Origin of the sequence: Salibacterium halotolerans (genome assembly GCF_900115625.1) — a bacterium.
GTDB classification, from domain to species: Bacteria; Bacillota; Bacilli; order Bacillales; family Marinococcaceae; genus Salibacterium; species Salibacterium halotolerans.
Genome location: NZ_FOXD01000002.1, coordinates 134,794 through 153,722 on the forward strand (window position 1 = coordinate 134,794; position 18,929 = coordinate 153,722).

17 protein-coding genes are annotated in these 18,929 nt (G+C 49.7%); 16 read left to right on the forward strand and 1 reads right to left on the reverse strand.

Annotated features, from left to right (window positions below; genetic code table 11):
• The first annotated feature begins 4 nt into the window (after nucleotides 1-4).
• The 12 genes from gmk to spoVM all read left to right on the forward strand — a co-directional run bounded on the left by gmk (nucleotide 5) and on the right by spoVM (nucleotide 13,148).
• Complete coding sequence (gmk, locus tag BM124_RS02025) at nucleotides 5-619, forward strand: guanylate kinase (RefSeq protein WP_093334985.1); 615 nt, start codon at nucleotides 5-7, stop codon at nucleotides 617-619.
• A 1-nt stretch (nucleotide 620) separates the two neighbouring features.
• Nucleotides 621-827 carry a DNA-directed RNA polymerase subunit omega gene (rpoZ, locus tag BM124_RS02030; protein WP_093334986.1) on the forward strand — a complete coding sequence of 69 codons (207 nt, stop codon included), beginning with the start codon at nucleotides 621-623 and terminating at the stop codon, nucleotides 825-827.
• A 187-nt stretch (nucleotides 828-1,014) separates the two neighbouring features.
• On the forward strand, nucleotides 1,015-2,226 hold the full coding sequence (coaBC, locus tag BM124_RS02035; RefSeq protein ID WP_342028577.1) for a bifunctional phosphopantothenoylcysteine decarboxylase/phosphopantothenate--cysteine ligase CoaBC: 1,212 nt from the start codon (nucleotides 1,015-1,017) through the stop codon (nucleotides 2,224-2,226).
• On the forward strand, nucleotides 2,223-4,637 hold the full coding sequence (gene priA / locus BM124_RS02040; RefSeq protein WP_093334987.1) for a primosomal protein N': 2,415 nt from the start codon (nucleotides 2,223-2,225) through the stop codon (nucleotides 4,635-4,637). The genes coaBC and priA overlap by 4 nt, the downstream gene beginning before the upstream one ends.
• 93 nt (nucleotides 4,638-4,730) lie before the next feature.
• Nucleotides 4,731-5,690: a methionyl-tRNA formyltransferase gene (gene fmt / locus BM124_RS02045; RefSeq protein ID WP_093334988.1), complete on the forward strand. Its 960-nt coding sequence runs from the start codon at nucleotides 4,731-4,733 to the stop codon at nucleotides 5,688-5,690.
• Nucleotides 5,683-7,032: a 16S rRNA (cytosine(967)-C(5))-methyltransferase RsmB gene (rsmB, locus tag BM124_RS02050; RefSeq protein ID WP_093334989.1), complete on the forward strand. Its 1,350-nt coding sequence runs from the start codon at nucleotides 5,683-5,685 to the stop codon at nucleotides 7,030-7,032. The genes fmt and rsmB overlap by 8 nt, the downstream gene beginning before the upstream one ends.
• 21 nt (nucleotides 7,033-7,053) lie before the next feature.
• The gene (rlmN, locus tag BM124_RS02055) at nucleotides 7,054-8,139 is read left to right on the forward strand and encodes a dual-specificity RNA methyltransferase RlmN (RefSeq protein WP_093334990.1); all 1,086 of its coding nucleotides are present in this window, start codon (nucleotides 7,054-7,056) and stop codon (nucleotides 8,137-8,139) included.
• Between the two features lie 8 nt (nucleotides 8,140-8,147).
• The gene (locus BM124_RS02060; RefSeq protein ID WP_093334991.1) at nucleotides 8,148-8,900 is read left to right on the forward strand and encodes a Stp1/IreP family PP2C-type Ser/Thr phosphatase; all 753 of its coding nucleotides are present in this window, start codon (nucleotides 8,148-8,150) and stop codon (nucleotides 8,898-8,900) included.
• 1 nt (nucleotide 8,901) lies between these two features.
• The gene (gene pknB, locus BM124_RS02065; RefSeq protein WP_244504201.1) at nucleotides 8,902-10,881 is read left to right on the forward strand and encodes a Stk1 family PASTA domain-containing Ser/Thr kinase; all 1,980 of its coding nucleotides are present in this window, start codon (nucleotides 8,902-8,904) and stop codon (nucleotides 10,879-10,881) included.
• Between the two features lie 16 nt (nucleotides 10,882-10,897).
• Nucleotides 10,898-11,776 (forward strand): ribosome small subunit-dependent GTPase A, encoded by an 879-nt coding sequence (gene rsgA, locus BM124_RS02070; protein ID WP_093334992.1) that lies wholly within the window; start codon nucleotides 10,898-10,900, stop codon nucleotides 11,774-11,776.
• A 6-nt stretch (nucleotides 11,777-11,782) separates the two neighbouring features.
• A complete protein-coding gene (gene rpe / locus BM124_RS02075; protein ID WP_093334993.1) occupies nucleotides 11,783-12,433 on the forward strand; it encodes a ribulose-phosphate 3-epimerase in 651 nt (216 codons plus the stop codon).
• A gap of 634 nt (nucleotides 12,434-13,067) precedes the next feature.
• The gene (spoVM, locus tag BM124_RS18495) at nucleotides 13,068-13,148 is read left to right on the forward strand and encodes a stage V sporulation protein SpoVM (RefSeq protein WP_139217058.1); all 81 of its coding nucleotides are present in this window, start codon (nucleotides 13,068-13,070) and stop codon (nucleotides 13,146-13,148) included.
• 95 nt (nucleotides 13,149-13,243) lie between these two features.
• Here spoVM and rpmB read toward each other — a convergent pair whose 3' ends face one another.
• Nucleotides 13,244-13,432 (reverse strand): 50S ribosomal protein L28, encoded by a 189-nt coding sequence (gene rpmB, locus BM124_RS02085; RefSeq protein WP_093334995.1) that lies wholly within the window; start codon nucleotides 13,430-13,432, stop codon nucleotides 13,244-13,246.
• 276 nt (nucleotides 13,433-13,708) lie between these two features.
• On the opposite strand from rpmB, the gene BM124_RS02090 reads away from it, so the two are divergent.
• From BM124_RS02090 to recG, 4 genes are all read left to right on the forward strand, one after another.
• Nucleotides 13,709-14,077, forward strand: coding sequence for an Asp23/Gls24 family envelope stress response protein (locus BM124_RS02090; RefSeq protein WP_093334996.1), 369 nt, complete (start codon nucleotides 13,709-13,711; stop codon nucleotides 14,075-14,077).
• Nucleotides 14,078-14,097: 20 nt separating this feature from the next.
• Nucleotides 14,098-15,786, forward strand: a complete 1,689-nt coding sequence (locus tag BM124_RS02095) for a DAK2 domain-containing protein (protein ID WP_093334997.1) — start codon at nucleotides 14,098-14,100, stop codon at nucleotides 15,784-15,786.
• Between the two features lie 34 nt (nucleotides 15,787-15,820).
• The gene (locus BM124_RS02100) at nucleotides 15,821-16,681 is read left to right on the forward strand and encodes a DegV family protein (protein ID WP_093334998.1); all 861 of its coding nucleotides are present in this window, start codon (nucleotides 15,821-15,823) and stop codon (nucleotides 16,679-16,681) included.
• A gap of 142 nt (nucleotides 16,682-16,823) precedes the next feature.
• Complete coding sequence (recG, locus tag BM124_RS02105; RefSeq protein WP_093335167.1) at nucleotides 16,824-18,869, forward strand: ATP-dependent DNA helicase RecG; 2,046 nt, start codon at nucleotides 16,824-16,826, stop codon at nucleotides 18,867-18,869.
• Nucleotides 18,870-18,929 lie beyond the last annotated feature (60 nt).

Sequence of the window (18,929 nt, forward strand, 5' to 3'; positions counted from 1 at the left end):
GTCCATGCAGGATGATAAAGGTTTATTGATTGTTTTATCCGGGCCTGCCGGAGTCGGAAAAGGCACGGTCTGCCGTGCACTGCGGGAACAGAATACAGACATTAAATACTCTGTATCTGCTACAACGAGAAACCCCCGCGAAGGAGAAACACACGGGGTGAATTACTTCTTTAAATCAAAACAGGAATTTGAACAGATGATTGAAGAAGACCGTCTTCTCGAATGGGCCAGATATGTAGATAATTATTACGGCACGCCGCTGGATAATGTACTGGATACCATAAACAGCGGGCAGGATATTATACTCGAAATAGAAGTGCAGGGCGCCGGTAAAGTCAGGGAAAAACACCCCGAAGGCGTTTATATCTTTTTGATGCCCCCGAGTCTGGCGGAACTGCGGTCGCGCATTACAGAACGCGGAACCGAGACCGAAGAACTGATAAATAAACGCATGACAGTGGCCAGAGAAGAACTGGAAATGATGAAACATTACGACTATGTGGTGGAAAATGATGAAGTCGGCTCGGCTGTTGAGCGCATCCGCTCGATTGTTACCGCCGAGCATTGTAAAAAAGACAGGCTGATAAACAAATATCAACAATTAGTGGAGGTCAAGTAATATGCTTTATCCATCTGTAGACACACTCATGAATCATATTGATTCCAAATACACCTTGTGCACCATCTCCGCACTCCGCGCCCGCGAACTGAAAGAAGAACAGCAGGATCCGGAATTCACCGGTAAGGATTATGATTCTTCAAAGCTGGTCGGAGCGGCTTTGCAAGAAATTGACGAGGGAACTCTTGGGTATAAACACAAAGAGTAAAACGACTGCTGGGAGGCTGTATCATAAGGTACAGCTTCTTTACATGGTCCGGGATAGATCATTTGGAAGCAGAAGCCCGGGACCGGAAGTGCTTCCCTCTTTCTATTTCATTTCATCAAGTTTTTCAGGGCTTTTTGTTTGATAGAGCTCTTTGTTTTTTTACGGATAAAAGAAGAGGAGGGACCCAATGATGCTTGAAGGCAGACATGTGGTTCTTGGGGTCACCGGCGGCATTGCTGCTTATAAATCAGCCGCACTTGCCAGTAAACTTGTACAGGCCGGAGCAGAAGTAAAAGTTATCATGACCTCGCACGCAGAGGAATTCATAACACCGCTCACGTTTCAGGCGTTGACCCGGGATGTGGTGTATGACGACACGTTTGCAGAGAAAGAGCCGGAAAAAGTAGCCCATATCGATGTCGCAGACTGGGCGGATCTTATCATCATCGCCCCCGCCACGGCCGATATTTTAGCTCAGGCAGCGGGAGGTCATGCTGTCGATATGCTGACGACCACGCTTCTTGCGGCCCGCTGTCCGGTGTACGCCGCACCGGCCATGAACGTAAACATGTATGAACATCCGGCCGTAGAGAGCAATATGCAGACACTAAAAGCCAGAGGTGTCCGGTTTATTGAACCGGGAGCGGGTTATCTTGCGTGCGGATGGGTCGGCAAAGGCAGGATGGCAGAACCGGAAGATATCACAGCCTTTCTCTCCTCAGAAAATGATCAAAATCAGTCTGCTTTCTCCGGAAAAAAGGTGCTTGTCACCGCAGGACCGACCCATGAGTACAGTGATCCGGCCAGGGTGTTCACCAACCCCTCAAGCGGGAAAATGGGGTTTGCCGCTGCAGCGGAAGCGGCTGCTCGCGGTGCCGACGTTACATTGGTAGCCGGTCCGGTCCAGCTTGAGACTCCTCCAGGCGTACAGCGGATCGATGTTACGTCGGCTGAGGAAATGTATGAGACGGTTACCGGACTCTATCCTGACGTGGATGCTGTATTGAAAGCTGCCGCGGTCTCTGATTACCGTCCGTCTGCCGTATACCCGGATAAAACAAAAAAGCAGGACGGAACTTTGACGATAGAAATGGAACGCACGAAAGACATTCTGGCTGAACTCGGCCATCAAAAAAAGAACCAGCTGCTGATCGGTTTCGCCGCAGAAACCACAAATCTTGAAGCCTATGCACAAAGCAAACTGGAGCGGAAGAATCTTGATATGGTAATCGGCAATCTTATTGGAACCGGTGATACCGGATTCGAAAGCGATACGAATGAGATGGTCATTCTGCGGAATGGGTACGAGCCGCAAAAGCTGCCGCTTCTCACAAAGACGGAGACGGCGGTGCGGATTTTTGATGCGGCGGAACCGCTTCTAAAAAAGGATGAGTCCTGATGTATGCGAAAGTCATTGTGGATGTGGCGGCTGCCCGTACAGATAAAGCCTTTGATTATCTGATTCCGGAAGAACTCGAAGAAATGGTCCACCCCGGCATGCGTGTCATGGTACCCTTCGGACCTCGCAGTATCCAGGGATTTATATGGAAAGTAACAGACCACACCGAATTATCACGCGTTAAGCCTGTCAAAGAAGTGCTTGATCCTACGCCGGTATTAACCGGTGAAATGCTCGAACTTGGGGAGTGGATGGCGGAGGAGACGGTTTGCTTTTTAATAACGGCTTATCAGTCGATGGTTCCTTCCGCCATCCGGGCAAAGCCGAAAAAAATCATCCGTACCAATGTGGAAGCAGCCGGTCTGCCGGAGGTACTGAAGCCGTTCTTTGATGGGAAAGACGAAGCAGCCTGGGATGATGTGGTGCAGACGAAAGAAGCCGCATCGGCACTGAAACAGATGACCGGTGACGGCTCGATGACGGTTGATTACCAGCTTAAAGATAAAACCGGGAAAAAAATGATCCGGATGGTGCGTATTGCCGGTGGGAATCCTGAGGATGAGTACAGCGGCACCCTCGGGTCAAAAGCCGTCAAACAGGTGCAGGTGATGAACTGGATGTCCCGTCATTACGGCACTAAGGCGGTTAGCGTACGGGAAGTGCAGGACAACCTGCAGGTGACATTCGGTGTCCTGCAGGCATTAATAAAAAAAGATTTCCTCCTGGAAGAATCGCTGGAATCGTATAGAGATCCTTACGAAAACCGTATATTTACCGAGTCACAGCGGCCTTTATTGACAAATCAGCAGAAAGAGGCACTCGAACCGGTACAAAACGCGATGCGGGAACAGAAATACGATCCCTGTCTTCTTCACGGCGTCACAGGCAGCGGAAAAACAGAAGTATACCTGCGGGCAATCGAAGAAGTACTGAAAGAAGAAAAAGAAGCGATTGTCCTTGTTCCTGAAATTTCTCTCACCCCCCAGATGGTGGAGCGCTTTAAAGCGCGCTTTGGTTCCGAGGTTGCAGTGCTGCACAGCGCCCTTTCTTCCGGGGAGAAATACGATGAATGGCGCAAAATCCACCGCGGCGAAGTGAAAGTGGCGGTTGGTGCCCGCTCGGCCGTTTTTGCCCCATTCCGTCATCTCGGTCTTTTAATCATAGATGAGGAACATGAGGGGAGCTATAAGCAGGAGGATCATCCCCGCTATCACGCAAGGCAGGTCGCGTTGTGGAGAGGACGCTGGCACAGCTGCCCCGTACTGATGGGAAGTGCCACCCCGTCGCTTGAGTCCTATGCGAGAGCGTCCAAAAATGTCTACCGGCTTCTTGAAATGCCCCACCGGGTCAATGAAGCCGTTATGCCTGAAGTGGAAGTGATGGATATGAGAAAGGAGCTGAAGAAAGGAAACCGTTCGGCGTTTTCCGAGCAGCTTCTCGAAAAAATGCAGGACAGGCTCGAAAAAAAAGAACAAATGGTCCTTTTTCTCAACCGGCGGGGTTACTCCACCTTTGTGATGTGCCGCAGCTGCGGTTATACGGCATCGTGTCCGCACTGTGAGATTACATTAACCTACCACCATACCGGGCGGCAGCTGAAATGTCATTACTGCGGCTACGGGGAACCGTTAATGCAGACGTGTCCGGACTGCCATAGTGAACATATCCGCTTTTTCGGAACCGGGACCCAGAAAGTCGAAGAAGAGCTTACCCGGCTTCTTCCTGATGCAGGTATCATCAGGATGGATGTTGACACGACGTCGCGGAAGGGAGCACACGAAAAGCTGCTCGATTCGTTCCGCAGAGGGGAAGCGGATATTCTTCTCGGTACCCAGATGATAGCCAAAGGGCTGGATTTTCCGAAAATAACGCTTGTCGGCGTGCTCGCTGCCGATACGATGCTGCACCTGCCGGATTTCCGTGCATCCGAGAGAACCTTTCAGCTTTTAACACAGGTAAGCGGCAGAGCAGGAAGAGCCGAACTTCCCGGAGAAGTAGTCGTTCAGACTTATACGCCGGAACATTACAGCATTCAGCATGCGAAAGGGCATGACTACCATTCATTTGCAAGGGAAGAAATGGCTCAGCGTAAACGAGCAGGCTATCCGCCGTACTACTATTTGACGCTCATTACTATCGCCCATGAAGATGCGGCAAAAGTGATGAAGACAGCAGCGCGGATCGCAGACCGTTTAAGAAAACAGCTTTCGCCTGAAGCGGGGGTGCTGGGCCCGACTGTATCTCCCATTGCCCGAATCAAAGATAGATATCGGTATCAATGCATGATAAAATACAAAAATGAACCGGAACTCATCCGGATTCTAAATGATATGAATGCCGAGTACCAGAAAGAAATGGCAGAAGAAAATCTTACCATCTCTATAGATATGGAACCGCAGATGTTTATGTGATGCACCAGCCCCGTTGACGAACGTTTCCTGATACGGGGTTGTTTTAATGGCAGGTTCCTGTAAATCGCGTCAAGAGAAAGCAGAGGGATAGAAATGAAAATTGTGTTTATGGGGACCCCGGATTTTTCCGTTCCTATTCTGGAAGGGATTTTGGAAGAAAATTGGGAAGTTGTGGGTGTGGTCACACAACCGGACCGCCCGAAAGGAAGGAAGAAAATTCTTACTCCGCCTCCGGTGAAACAGGCCGCCGAGGTGCATGGTATTCCGGTGCTGCAGCCAAAAACCCTGAAAAAAGAAGAAAATGTCCAGGCGGTGCTTGATCTTCATCCGGATGTCATCATTACGGCGGCGTTCGGGCAGCTGCTTCCGGAATCACTGCTTTCGGCTCCGCCTTATAAAGCAGTAAACGTTCATGCGTCCCTGCTGCCCAAATACCGCGGCGGCGCTCCTATCCATCAGGCTGTCATAGATGGAGAGGAAAAATCCGGAGTGACGATTATGTATATGGAAAAGGAAATGGACGCCGGCGGCATACTGGCACGCCGGGAAGTGGCCATCACCGAAGTGGACACCGCCGGCACGCTTCATGATAAATTGAGCGCCGCGGGACGGAATCTTCTGCTCGAGACACTTCCGCGTCTGGCTGATCAGCAGATCACATCGGAGCCTCAGGATTCGCAGGAAGCAACATTTGCCCCCAACATTAAGAGGGGGCGGGAGAAGATTAACTGGAACGAACCGGGGCATGTCATTTATAATCAGGTAAGAGGAATGAACCCCTGGCCCGGAGCGTATACGACGTATAAAGGAAAACCGATAAAAATCTGGGAAACCCGTAAAACACATGTATCGTCAGCAAAGGAAACGGCACCGGGAACGATCCTTGCCTTGGAGGAAGATGGTATCGTGACCGCTGCTGCCGATGATACGGCGGTGATAATCACATCTTTGCAGCCTTCCGGCAAGAAAGCGATGAAAGCAGCGGATTATCTCAGAGGATCCCACGAACTGAAGCCGGGAGAAAGGTTTAACGGAGACGAAAATAATGTATAAAAATGTGAGAGAAGAAGCGCTGCAGCTCCTTATCCGAATCGAAAAAGAAGGCGCGTACAGCCATATCCTTCTGCAGCATTCCCTCGAAGACAACAGCATATCAGGTAAGGATGCCCCGCTTTTGACGGAATTGGTTAATGGCACGATAAAGCGGAAAAACACCCTCGATTTCTATATCGAACCGTTTATAAAAAAGGGGACAGCCTCCCTCACTTTCTGGGTACTGGAACTTTTGAGGCTCACGGTGTATCAAATCGTTTTTCTCGACCGCATACCGGAACGGGCGGCTGTTCATGAAGCCGTCCAGATTGCCAAGAAAAAAGGACACAAAGGCATCAGCGGACTCGTGAACGGTGTACTTCGTTCGATGCTCCGAAGCGGCGTCCAGGATATTGGTGCAGAGTATACCGGTACAAAGCGTGATGTTCTGGAAACCAGTCACCCCGGTTGGCTGCTGAAGGAATGGACGGCCGCGTACGGAAGAGAGCGGGCCCTGGATATGGCACGCACGAATCTGGAACCCCCTGTTTTGACTATTCGTGTCAATCGTGTAAAAATCAACAGGGAGGAATTGAAACATCGGCTGCATGAAGAAGGATGCAGCGTAGAACATGGAAACATTTCAGCGGATGCGCTTCTCGTTCAGGAAGGAAATGTGTTTCATACCGAGGCTTTCAAGGAAGGACTCTTCACGGTGCAGGATGAAAGCTCGATGCTCCCTGCAGCCCTCCTTGGTCCAAGCCCGAAAATGAGAGTGCTTGATACGTGTGCGGCACCAGGCGGCAAGACAACGCACGCCGCGGAAAAGATGAACGATGAGGGCAGCGTGTACGCTCACGATCTTCATGAGAAAAAGATCCGCCTGATCACAGAGCAGGCAGACCGGCTCGGCCTCTCGAGCATCCAGGCTTCCGCCCTTGACGCCCGGAATCTGTGTCAGCAGTATGAGCAGCAGTCTTTTGACCGTGTGCTTGTGGATGCTCCGTGCAGCGGTCTTGGCGTTATCCGGAAAAAACCCGAGCTGAAATGGCGGCCGCAGGAGGGGCTTGAACGATTTCCCGGTATACAGCTGGATATCCTGGAATCCGCGGCAGCTGTAATGGCCCCGGGAGGTCGTCTGGTGTACAGTACGTGCACCGTCCGGGCGGAAGAAAATGAACAGGTCGTGGAAGCTTTTCTCGAAAAGAATCCAGACTTTACCATAGATGAACAGGCGGCAGAGAACCTTCCTGCCCCTGCTGCACAAACTCTGAAGGAAAACAGCATGCTGACCATTCTGCCCCAGGATTATCAATCGGACGGATTTTTCATGGCAGCGCTGAGGAGAAAAGCATCATTATAATTAGAAAGGGTGTACAACACCATGGAAGCATTAAAAACAAAAGTGGCGGCCGAAAGTGTCGGTCTGCCGTCCATCTATTCCCTGGAATACGGAGAACTCCAGGAATGGCTGGAAGAACAGGGCGAACCATCGTACCGGGCCCAGCAGATCTTTTACTGGCTTTATCAAATGAGAGTGACGTCGTTTGAAGAAATGACTAATTTATCCAAGAGCCTGCGTCATAATCTGAGTGAGACATTTTCCATCACCGTCTTAAAAGAAGTGACGCATCAGGAGTCCGTAGACGGTACGGTGAAGTATCTCTTCGAACTCAAAGACGGGTATACAATTGAAACCGTCATGATGAAACATGATTACGGCAACAGCGTCTGTGTGACATCACAGGTCGGCTGTCGTCTCGGCTGTACGTTCTGTGCGTCCACACTGGGCGGGCTGAAACGTAACGTGGAAGCTGGTGAAATAACGGCGCAGATCATGGAAATCCAAAAAGATCTGGACCAAATCGGTGAACGTGTGGATTCCATTGTACTGATGGGAATCGGAGAACCGTTTGATAATTATGATGAAGTCGTTTCCTTTCTTAAAATTATCAATCACGACAATGGGCTGAATATCGGTGCGCGCCACATCACGTTATCAACAAGCGGCATGGTACCGAGAATTTATGATTTTGCCGACGAACAGCTTCAGATCAACTTCGCTGTCTCCCTGCACGCGCCAAACTCCGAAATCAGAAGCCGTCTCATGCCGGTAAACCGGGCATGGCCGGTGGAGAAACTGATGGAATCCATTCATTATTACCAGGAGAAAACGAACCGGCGTGTTACGTTTGAATACGGTCTTTTCGGCGGGGTGAATGATCAGGTGGAACATGCTGAAGAGCTGGCCGAGCTGATCAAAGGGCTGAAATGTCACGTAAACCTCATCCCTGTGAATGACGTGCCGGAACGCGACTATGTCCGTACAACCAAAAATGACATTTTTGAATTTGAACGGACACTTAGAGAAAAGGGTGTGAATGTAACCATCCGACGCGAACAGGGACATGATATCGACGCGGCGTGCGGACAGCTGCGTGCCAATGAACGTGCTGAAGAAACGAGGTGAGACACCCTGTGGATAAAGTTTATGTAACGGATACAGGGATAGTTCGGGAACACAATGAGGATGACGGCGGCATTTTTACAAACGAGGCCGGTGATTATCTGGCTGTTGTAGCAGATGGAATGGGAGGTCATCAAGCAGGGGATGTTGCAAGCAGAATGACCGTAAATCTGCTGCGCTCTGTCTGGGAGCCTATCCATCAATCCTTTTCTGTGGAGGAAGCGGAGCACTGGCTGAAAGAACAGATCCGAGACGTGAACCGGCGTGTGTATGAACAGGCAGCATCTGATCAGAAGATGGCAGGAATGGGTACAACGGTTGTTGCTGCTATGTGCATGCGTTCTTTCACTGTCATCGCTCATGTCGGCGACAGCCGTGCCTATCAATTATCAGAATATGAACTGAATCTGATTACAGAGGATCATTCTCTTGTTAATGAACTGAAAAAAAGCGGGCAGCTGACAGAAGAAGAAGCAAATGATCACCCCCGAAAAAATGTTTTGATGCGTGCGGTTGGAACGGAAGAGAATGTAGATATTGAAACAGCGTCGGTGCAGTGGCAGGCTGGAGAAGGATTGCTGCTCTGTTCCGACGGACTGACCAATAAGCTGAATGCAGACAACATTCAGGAGCACCTTCAGGCTCCTGGTTCCTTACATGAGCGGGCAGTCTCGCTCATACATACAGCCAAGGAACGAGGGGGAGAAGACAATATAACGCTTGCCGTGATTTTACAGTCTTCTCTGGAGAAAGAGGTGGAGTGAGTTGAGCAGCCTTATCGGGAGAAGAATCAGTGAACGTTATGACATTTCGGAGATGATAGGCGGCGGAGGCATGGCTCATGTTTACCGGGGAAAAGATGTTATTCTTGACCGCCCGGTAGCGGTGAAGGTTCTGCAGCCTCAGTACAATGAGGATCAGGAATTTATAAGGCGGTTTTACCGTGAAGCGCAGGCAGCTACAAGTCTGGCCCACCCCAACATCGTCAATATCTATGATGTCGGAGAAGAAGAACATCTGTATTACATCGTCATGGAACATATAGATGGAGTCACGTTAAAGGAAAAAATCCAGCAGACAGGACCACTTCCCCTTGAACAGGCTGTCCGTCTCATGGAACAGGTGCTTGATGCTATTCATCATGCCCATGCCAATCAAATCGTTCACCGTGACATTAAACCGCACAACATTCTTTTAAATGACGACGGGGATGCGAAGGTAACGGATTTCGGAATTGCCCGCGCTTCTTCCGCGGCTACCATTACTCACACCAATTCGGTTATGGGTTCGGTGCATTACATGTCTCCGGAACAGGCCAGGGGTGGAGTGATTACAGCGCAGTCGGACGTTTATTCGCTGGGGATTGTCCTTTATGAAATGGTTACCGGTACACTGCCCTACACAGGAGATTCAGCTGTTGGAGTTGCGCTGAAACATCTGCAGGAACCACTGCCGTCACCGTCTGAAGACCGCCCCGGCCTTCCCAGCAGCATCGAAAACGTCATCATCAGGGCCACGGCAAAAAAACTGGAAGACCGCTACATGGATGTTTCACAGATGCAGCGGGATCTGCATACGGCGTTGAACCAGGAAAGAAGGAACGAAGCACCTGTCATACTGCCGGTGGACGAAGAAGCAACAAAAGCTGTGCCTGCCATAAAGGAAGAAAACGGGGATGAGGGCGCAACGATTCAGGCACGTACCGGTGCAGCAGGAAACGGAGGAGAAAAACAGACAGACGAACCAGCAGCTCCTAAAAAAAAGAAAAAGAGCTGGTGGAAGATTATGATGTTTCTGTTTCTGCTCTGTTTCGGCGCCGTCATCGCCGCTTTCACCATTCTGCCTGACTTACTCATGGCAGATGATGTCGATGTACCTGATGTGAAAAATATGTCCGAAGAAGAAGCCATGCAGGAACTTGACGATGCCCGGTTGAACGGGGAGGCACAAAGAGTAGCGGATGATGCGGTAGAGGAAGGTCACGTTATCAGTCAGGAGCCTGGTGCAGGCTCTACTGTGAAAGAAGACAGTGCGGTACAGCTTTATGTCAGCAGTGGACCTGGTACAGAGAGCATGCCGGATCTGAACGGCGTATCACGGGACAGGGCGGAAGAGATGCTGAGCGGCTTCGCTGGTGTAGAATTCACATCGTCCCAGACATCGGAGTATCCGCCGGATCAAATCATTGAACAGGACCCTGCACCAGGAGAAGATGTCGTCCCCCGGGATACAACAGTCCAGCTGACGTACAGCACAGAGCGTGAGTTCTCTCTGCAGAATCTGCAGCAGGAATCCCGTGAAGCGGTGGAGAGCTATCTTGAAACATCCAATCTTGAAGGTTCGTTTGAAACAGAGTTCTCGAATTCTGTAGAAGAAGGAAATGTTATCGAACAGTCACCGGCTCCTTATTCGATGGTGACAGAAGGAGATACCATTACGTTTGTCATGTCAAAAGGTCCCGAAGAACAAAAAACAACGGAACAGGAACCGAAGTCGGAGCAGGTGGAGGCGGTTATCCCGGTCGAAGTTTCACAGGAAGATCAGAAGCAGGGCAGGGAATACAGCATCCGTATCGTATACGAAGATGCAGGTACGAGCGGCCCTACCATTTTCGCTGAAGAAACCATCACCGAAACAAAAACCTACCGGGTGCCGCTTGAAGTGACCCCGCAGACGAACGGGACGTACACATTGTATGTCGATAATGAAGAGGTACAGTCCAACAGTTTTTCCTACGGGGAATAGCAGGACAGGAGGAAATATGGCAGAAGGATTAATAGTGAAAGCGGTCAGCGGATTTTATTACGTCTACGACCAGAATGAAATCTACCAGTGCAGAGCAAGGGGATTGTTCCGCAAGAAAAAGATTAAACCACTGGTCGGGGATATCGTGGAATATGAAGCGCCGAACAAAGAAGAAGGGTACCTGCTTCAGGTCATGGACAGAAAAAACGAGCTGACCCGCCCCCCGGCAGCTAACATTGATCAGGCGTTAATCGTTTTTTCAGCGCGGCAGCCTGCGTTCTCCACTGCGATGCTCGATCGTTTTCTTGTTCATATGGAAGCATTGGACATCTACCCGGTCATTATTGTTAACAAAGAAGACCTGGCGGATGAAAATCTGCACAGAGAACTCGTATACTACCAGGAAACGTATCAAAGCGCCGGCTATCCATTTCATCTCGTTTCAGGGGTGACAGAAACCGGGGTGCAGAAGCTGGATGATTACATCAGCGGCTGTGTCAGCATGGTAACCGGAGAGTCCGGTGTGGGCAAAACGACGCTTTTAAATCTGCTGATTCCTTCCCTTCAACTGGAGACTGCTGAGGTGTCAGAGAGGCTCGGACGGGGAAAACATACGACCAAACACCTGCAGCTGATTCCCTTCAAAGACGGATTCATTGCCGATACTCCCGGTTTCAGTTCCCTTGAATTTGAACAGATAGATGAAGAAGATCTGGATGTTTGTTTTCCTGAGATAAGAGAACGGCTTCCATCCTGTAAATTCAGAGGATGCACGCACCGGAAAGAACCTAGGTGTGCCGTGAAACCAGCAGTGGAAAACGGAGATATCGCGTCTTTCAGGTATGAACACTATGTAAAGTTTTTTGAAGAACTCGCACAACGACGGAGGTATTAAGTAATCATGACAAAAGTAGCGCCATCTATTCTTGCCGCAGATGTCTCCCGATTAAAAGTAGAAATTGAAGATGCGGAGCAGGCGGGAGGAGATTATATTCATGTAGACGTGATGGACGGTCATTTCGTTCCCAATATCACCATGGGGCCGTTTGTTGTATCTTCCATCCGCCCCCATACATCCCTGCCGCTCGATGTCCATCTTATGATTGAAAAGCCGGAGCACTACGTTGAAGATTTCGCCCGGGCCGGTGCCGATATTTTATCTGTTCATGCCGAAGCCTGCCCGCATCTGCACCGCACGATTGAACAGATTCATGAACAAAATGTGCGGGCCGGGGTCGTTCTTAACCCCGCGACCCCTCTGTCGGCCATCCAGCATGTGTTGAAAAATGTTGACTTAATTTTGTTAATGACCGTCAATCCAGGATTTGGAGGGCAGGCTTTCATTGAAGATGTGCTTCCCAAAATCACGGAGCTCAAAACCATGCTGAAAGAAGCTGGCCGCGATGCAGAAATAGAAGTGGACGGTGGAGTGGATGAACATACGGCCACCCTGTGCCGGGAAGCTGGAGCCGATGTTCTAGTTGCCGGTTCCGCCGTCTTCAAGAAACAAAACAGAAAAACAGCCGTCGAAGCTATAAGAAGCGGCTCGTGAGATAGATATAGGCCGGCACAAAACCATCAACATCTAAGACATGGAACTGTATCAAAGGGTACAGTTCTCTTTTTTTTTTGAAAGAGAATGCAGCGATGGGTAAACGAGCACAGTGGTCTTTCTGCAGTACAGGTTCGGTAAGTCAGCGTGGCAGCGTTGGCTGTTGTTGTTCATCCAGCCGTGGATAAATATTTCAGTCTTTGAGTCATGAGTGGACACTTACATTGAAAAATAAAAGCTTAGTGTCTACGGATCACCGTTTTGTGGACACTGCGCCGCTGAAATCAGGAATTAGTATCCACCGGTGAAAATCTGTGGATACTATCTGCAGATGACAAAAGCTTAGTGTTCACTAACACTGCCTCGAAGGACACTGTGTATGCCGGCCGGCGCTGTAGTGTCCACGGAACCAATCCCATCTGCCATCCGCAGAAGGAAGCCCGGAACAACGCAAGTATAGCAGAGCAGCAAAATTTTTTGCGAAATTCCATGTACTATTTCCCCTTTGTTGAATATACATATAAAAGAATGCTTGAAAGCGGAGCGGTTCACCAGGAAGAGGAGACACCGGAAGGATGTGTACCGGGCGATGCGGCGCGTGCCGCAATCATCACTGAATGAGGAGGAGTTTATCATGAAATTTTATACGATTAAACTGCCGGGGTTTCTGGGAGGATTCGTACGCGCTGTCATTGGCACCATCAAGAAAGATTAACAGTAATATTATTATGTAAACTAAAGACGGAGTATAAAAAAGAAACGGGGTGGCTTTTGGCAAGTGTCCCGTTTCTTTTGCATTATATGAAACAATTATACGCGCTGTACTTTGCCGGATTTAAGAGCACGGGCGGAAACATACACACGCTTTGGCTTTCCATCGACCATGATGCGTACTTTCTGAACGTTCGCGCCCCACCGCCGTTTCGTGGCGTTGTTGGCGTGTGAACGATTGTGCCCTGTTTTCGGACCTTTTCCTGTCACATTACATTTGCGGGCCATGGACATGCACCTCCTTATCGTCTTCCGTTGTTGCTGTGCACAATATCAGTCATACTTTTATATTCTAGCACATGCCACCAGGCTGTGCAATGACATATTATCCCCTGAAAAAAGGGCCGCGGCGGAGGGCAGATTCACAAATATTTATGCAGCAGCGCTTTTTCGTAAGTATTCGGTTAATTGCATTTTGCTCTTTTTCCTCCTCCTTTCAAAAAAAGAAGGAGTATAGTAAAATAACCTTAGCTTAGAGAAGGTATACGAAAGGGAGGCGCTGCTATGACGATTGAAATGAATTCTCAGCTTGGTTCCATTGATGTTTCCAGGGAAGTGGTATCTACTATTGCAGGAGGAGCTGCGGTGGATTGTTACGGCATCGTCGGCATGGCGTCCCAGAAACAGATCAAAGATGGACTGTCGGAAATACTCGGAAAAGACAATTTTTCACGCGGCGTATTGATCCGGGAAGCAGAAGACGGCATTCATATAGATATGTACATCATAGTCAGCTACGGAATCAAAATCTCTGAAGTGGCGTATAACGTCCAGTCAAAAGTAAAGTACCAGCTTCAGCAGATGCTCGGTCTGACCGTAGACTCGGTAAATGTATATGTACAGGGAGTAAGAGTGACGTCGAACCAGGCTTAGGAAATGAGGAGGAGAGGACGTTGACGGACAGGATTGTAAATGGAGAACAGCTGGCCTCGATGTTCAGGGAAGGGGCTGCCGTTCTCGGCACTAACGTAAAACAAGTCGATGCCTTAAACGTATTTCCTGTACCCGATGGGGATACCGGCACGAATATGAACCTTACCATCACGTCCGGTGTAAGGGAAGTTGATCAAAACGAAAAACACCACGCCGGAAATGTGGCAAGAACGTTTTCCAAAGGTCTGCTGATGGGAGCGCGCGGAAATTCGGGAGTTATTTTGTCTCAGCTGTTCCGCGGTTTTTCGAAATCAGTGGAGAAAAAAGAGACACTGACTGTTGATGATTTGCAAAAAGCTCTTCAGGAAGGGGTGGATACCGCCTACAAAGCGGTGATGAAGCCTGTTGAGGGAACGATTTTAACCGTGGCAAAAGAGGCCGCGGATATGGAAAGTGATTATATCGGCAGTGACCAGGACCCGGCCTCCTGGATGGAAGAGGTGTGCAGAAAGGCGGCATCTTCATTGGAAAGAACTCCGGAGCTGCTGCCTGTACTTAAGGAAGTAGGAGTTGTCGATTCCGGCGGCCAGGGACTCGTTTATATCTACCAGGGTATGATGCAGTCGCTTTCCGGCATTACATCGCAAAATAAAACGGAGAATAACCCGTCGATGGAGGAACTGGTCAAAGTGGAGCATCATCAGAATACCCGGTCTCATTTGTCTTCAGAGGAGATAGAGTACGGATATTGTACGGAACTGATGGTGAAGCTGGATAAAGAGAAATCATCCGGACAATCTTTTGATGAGAACGCCTTCAAGCAGGAAATGTCGCGTTGGGGTGATTCCCTTTTGGTTGTCAGCGATGATGATATAGTAAAAGTACATATACATGCCGAGTATCCCGGCGAAGTGCTGTCTAAAGCACAACAGCACGGAAGTCTTATTCATGTTAAAATTGATAACATGAGGGAACAGCATGAGGCGTTGCACGGGAACCAGGACGGGAATCCGGAACCCGTAGAGGCAGATGCGGGGTCCCAAGCGGCTTCTGCCCCTTTTGGGTTCGTTACCATAGCCGCAGGAGAGGGAGTGCAGGCGTTGTTCCGCGGTCTCGGTGTACAGGAAGTGGTCGCTGGAGGACAGACGATGAATCCAAGCACGGAAGATATTTTAAACGCGGTGAAGAAAGTGGAAGCGGAAACGATATTCATTCTTCCGAATAACGGCAATATCGTCATGTCGGCGGAGCAGGCTGCGGAGGTGTCCGGAAAACACGTTCGTGTTATCCCGGCAAAAACGATCCCACAGGGTCTTGGCGCAATGTTCGCGTTCTCAGAAGACGCATCCCCCGAAGAAAATGAACAAGCGATGAAACAAGCCTGCGGCGAAGTGACGAGCGGTCAGGTCACTTATGCTGTAAGAGAAACTACAATGGGCGGTCTCCACATTAATAAAGGCGATTATATGGGAATCGTTGAAAAAGATATTGCCGTGGCAGGACCGGAACTTCAAACGGTGGTCATCAATCTGTTGAAAGAGATCCTGAATGAAGAAGCCGAAATTGTCACGCTGATCCGCGGTGAAGAGGGAACCGAAGCAGTGGAGAAAGCCGTTTTTTCCTACATGGAAGAAACGTATCCGGATGTGGAACTTGAAATCCACGACGGAGGTCAGCCGCTTTATTCCTATATCATCGCAGTGGAATAAGGGTCCATACAAAAAAGGAAGGCAGGGATGACGGGTGGGAAAAGTAAAAATTGTAACGGACAGCACCGCTGACATTCCAGCAGAGCTGCTTCAGAAATATCAGATTACGGTCATACCGCTTAAAGTAATGATCGAAAACGAAACGTATCAGGATGGGGTGAATTTAACTCCGGAAGCGTTCTATAACAAGCTTGATATGATGAACAGCGTCCCCGCCACGTCGCAGCCCACTCCTTTTGAATTTGAGACAATGTATCAGAGGATCCGTGAAAAAGCCGGAGAAGAGATATCCATTCTATCTATCCATCTTTCTTCGGCCATGAGCGGCACTATTCAATCTGCGGTTCTGGCAGCGGAAGCGGTGAAAGAAGAAGTGAGCGTGGAAGTGGTGGACTCGTTAAAAGCCTCCTACGCGGTCGGTATTCTTGTTGTCGAAGCAGCCAAGCTTGCCGCACAGGGAGCCGGTATCGAAGGATGCAGAAAAAAACTGGAGGAACGTAAAGAAGAAACAAGCGTGTACTTCCTCGTTGACACGCTTGAATATCTTCAGAAAAACGGACGGATCGGGCGGGCATCTGCATTGATAGGGTCGCTTCTGAAAATGAAACCGGTCCTTAGTCTGAATAGAGACGGGGAAGTATATCCCTACCGTAAAGCGCGGGGAAAGAAGAAGGCAGTGGCGGTTATTCAGGAGGCGCTCGAGCATCAATACGGCACCCGCCCGGTTCACATCGGGGTATCTCATGCACAGGCAGAAGAGAGCGGACAAGAGCTGCTGGAGGCCGCAGAGGCAGTGCTGAACAGCCGTTCATCGACCTTGACGAAAATAGGTTCGGTCATCGGTTCGCACACGGGCAGAGGAACGGTTTCGGTGGCAGTGACTCCGGCCGAATAAATACAAAGACTGACCTGGAAAACGGAACCGGGACAGTCTTCTTTTTTCAGACAGAATACATATTTGAAAGGGGGAAGCCGCATGTATGATTGGGCATGCACGATGAACTGTTCTACAATTAGGAGCTTCCCGCATGAAGACAATGAATAAGAAACTGGGACAGCCGGTCGGTGTTCTGCCCGGCATCGGGGAGGAAAAAGAGAAAGAACTGCAGCAGATCGGCCTTTCGACCATTGAAGATCTGTTCCACCATTTTCCTTACCGCTATGAAAATATGGAAGTGGAACCGGTTGAAAATCTCCGGCACGGCGATCGTGTGACAATAGCAGGTATGATTCAGTCGGAACCGGCCGTACGGTATTACGGCAGAAAGAAATCACGGTTGAGTGTCCGCATTCTGGTCGAGAATATTCTTGTTACCGCCGTCTTTTTTAACAGGGCCTTTCTGAAAGGAAAAATGAACAGCGGTGATATGCTCACGTTGACCGGTAAATGGGATAAATACAAATTAACGATAACCGTTCAAGACGTTCAATGGGGAAGCCCCGATCCGTCCAGGAAGCTGCAGCCTGTTTATTCCGTCGGAGGCAGTGTGACCGTGAAGAAACTGACGAGGTGGATCCAGCAGGCTCTCCAGTCTTTTGGAAACGAAGTGGAGGAAGTGCTTCCGGAGGCACTGCTCTCATCCTACCGGCTTCCAGCCCGGAATGAAGCGTTTCAAATGATTCATATGCCGGCAGATAAGGAAAAGTTGAAGCAGGCGAGACGCCGTTTTGTGTATGAGGAGCTTTTGATGTTTCAGCTGAAAATGCAGACATTTAAAAGACAGGAACGCCTTGCTGCAGACGGAAACTCCCAGGAGTTCAGCAAGGCGGAAGTGAATGCATTCCTCCACACACTGCCGTTTCCGCTCACCGGTGCCCAGCGCCGGGTAGTGGATGAAATTACGAAGGACATGCAGGATCCGCTGAAAATGAACCGGCTTCTTCAGGGGGATGTAGGATCAGGAAAAACTGTCGTAGCTGCAGCCGCAATGTATGCCTGTTACCTTGCCGGAGGACAGTCGGCCCTTATGGTTCCAACGGAAATACTGGCGGAGCAGCATGCCGATGGACTGCGGCAGTTGTATGCACAAACCGGATTGAACGTTGTTTTATTAACGGGGTCTATTAAAGGACAAAAACGCCGGGAAAGAAATGCTGCCATATATGAAGGGACGGCTGACATTGTAATCGGCACCCATGCCTTGATTCAGGAAGATGTTCATTTCCGGAATCTCGGCCTCGTGATTACCGATGAACAGCATCGGTTCGGCGTGGAGCAGCGCAGATTGTTAAAAGATAAAGGGTATGAGCCGGATGTGTTGTTTATGACCGCGACACCGATTCCGAGGACACTCGCCATTTCCGTGTTCGGCGACATGGACGTTTCTTCCATTGATGAACTTCCGGCCGGGCGGAAACCGATTAAGACATACTGGGTGAAACACGGCATGCTGGAGCGGATTCTCACCTTTATTGATAAGCAGGTGAAAGAGGGAAGGCAGGCTTACGTCATCTGTCCGCTTATTGAAGAATCAGACATGCTCGATGTGCAGAATGCGATTGATGTGCACGCTCAGCTGCAGCAGTTTTTTGAGTCGTGCCGTGTCGGCCTGATGCACGGACGCCTCTCCTCTGATGAAAAAGAAGCAGTGATGCAGGCCTTTGCCGCAAATGAGATACACGTGCTTGTATCGACAACCGTGGTGGAAGTCGGCGTGAATGTACCGAATGCGTCTGTCATGCTCATCTATGACGCCGACCGCTTCGGCCTTTCCCAGCTTCACCAGCTCCGGGGTCGTATCGGGCGCGGGGAGTACCAGTCCTACTGCGTGCTGATGGCTGATCCTAAGGGTGAAACCGGCCAGGAACGAATGCGGATTATGCAGGAAACCGAAGACGGATTCAAGCTTTCCGAAAAAGATCTGGAACTGAGAGGGCCGGGTGATTTTTTCGGAAGAAAACAGAGCGGGATGCCTGAATTCAAAATGGCCGACCTCGTCCACGATTACCGGGCGCTTGAAACCGCCCGGCGTGACGCAGCTTCCTTCATTCAGAGCAGATCATTCTGGAATGACCCTCAGTACGCCGGACTGCGCTCCATACTCGAGGAGAGCGGCATTCTGGATGGAACGAAACTTGATTAAACATGCTTGAAAAAGAAAGAGTGGAATTATATACTACTCTTAGTACCTAGTCATAGAAGC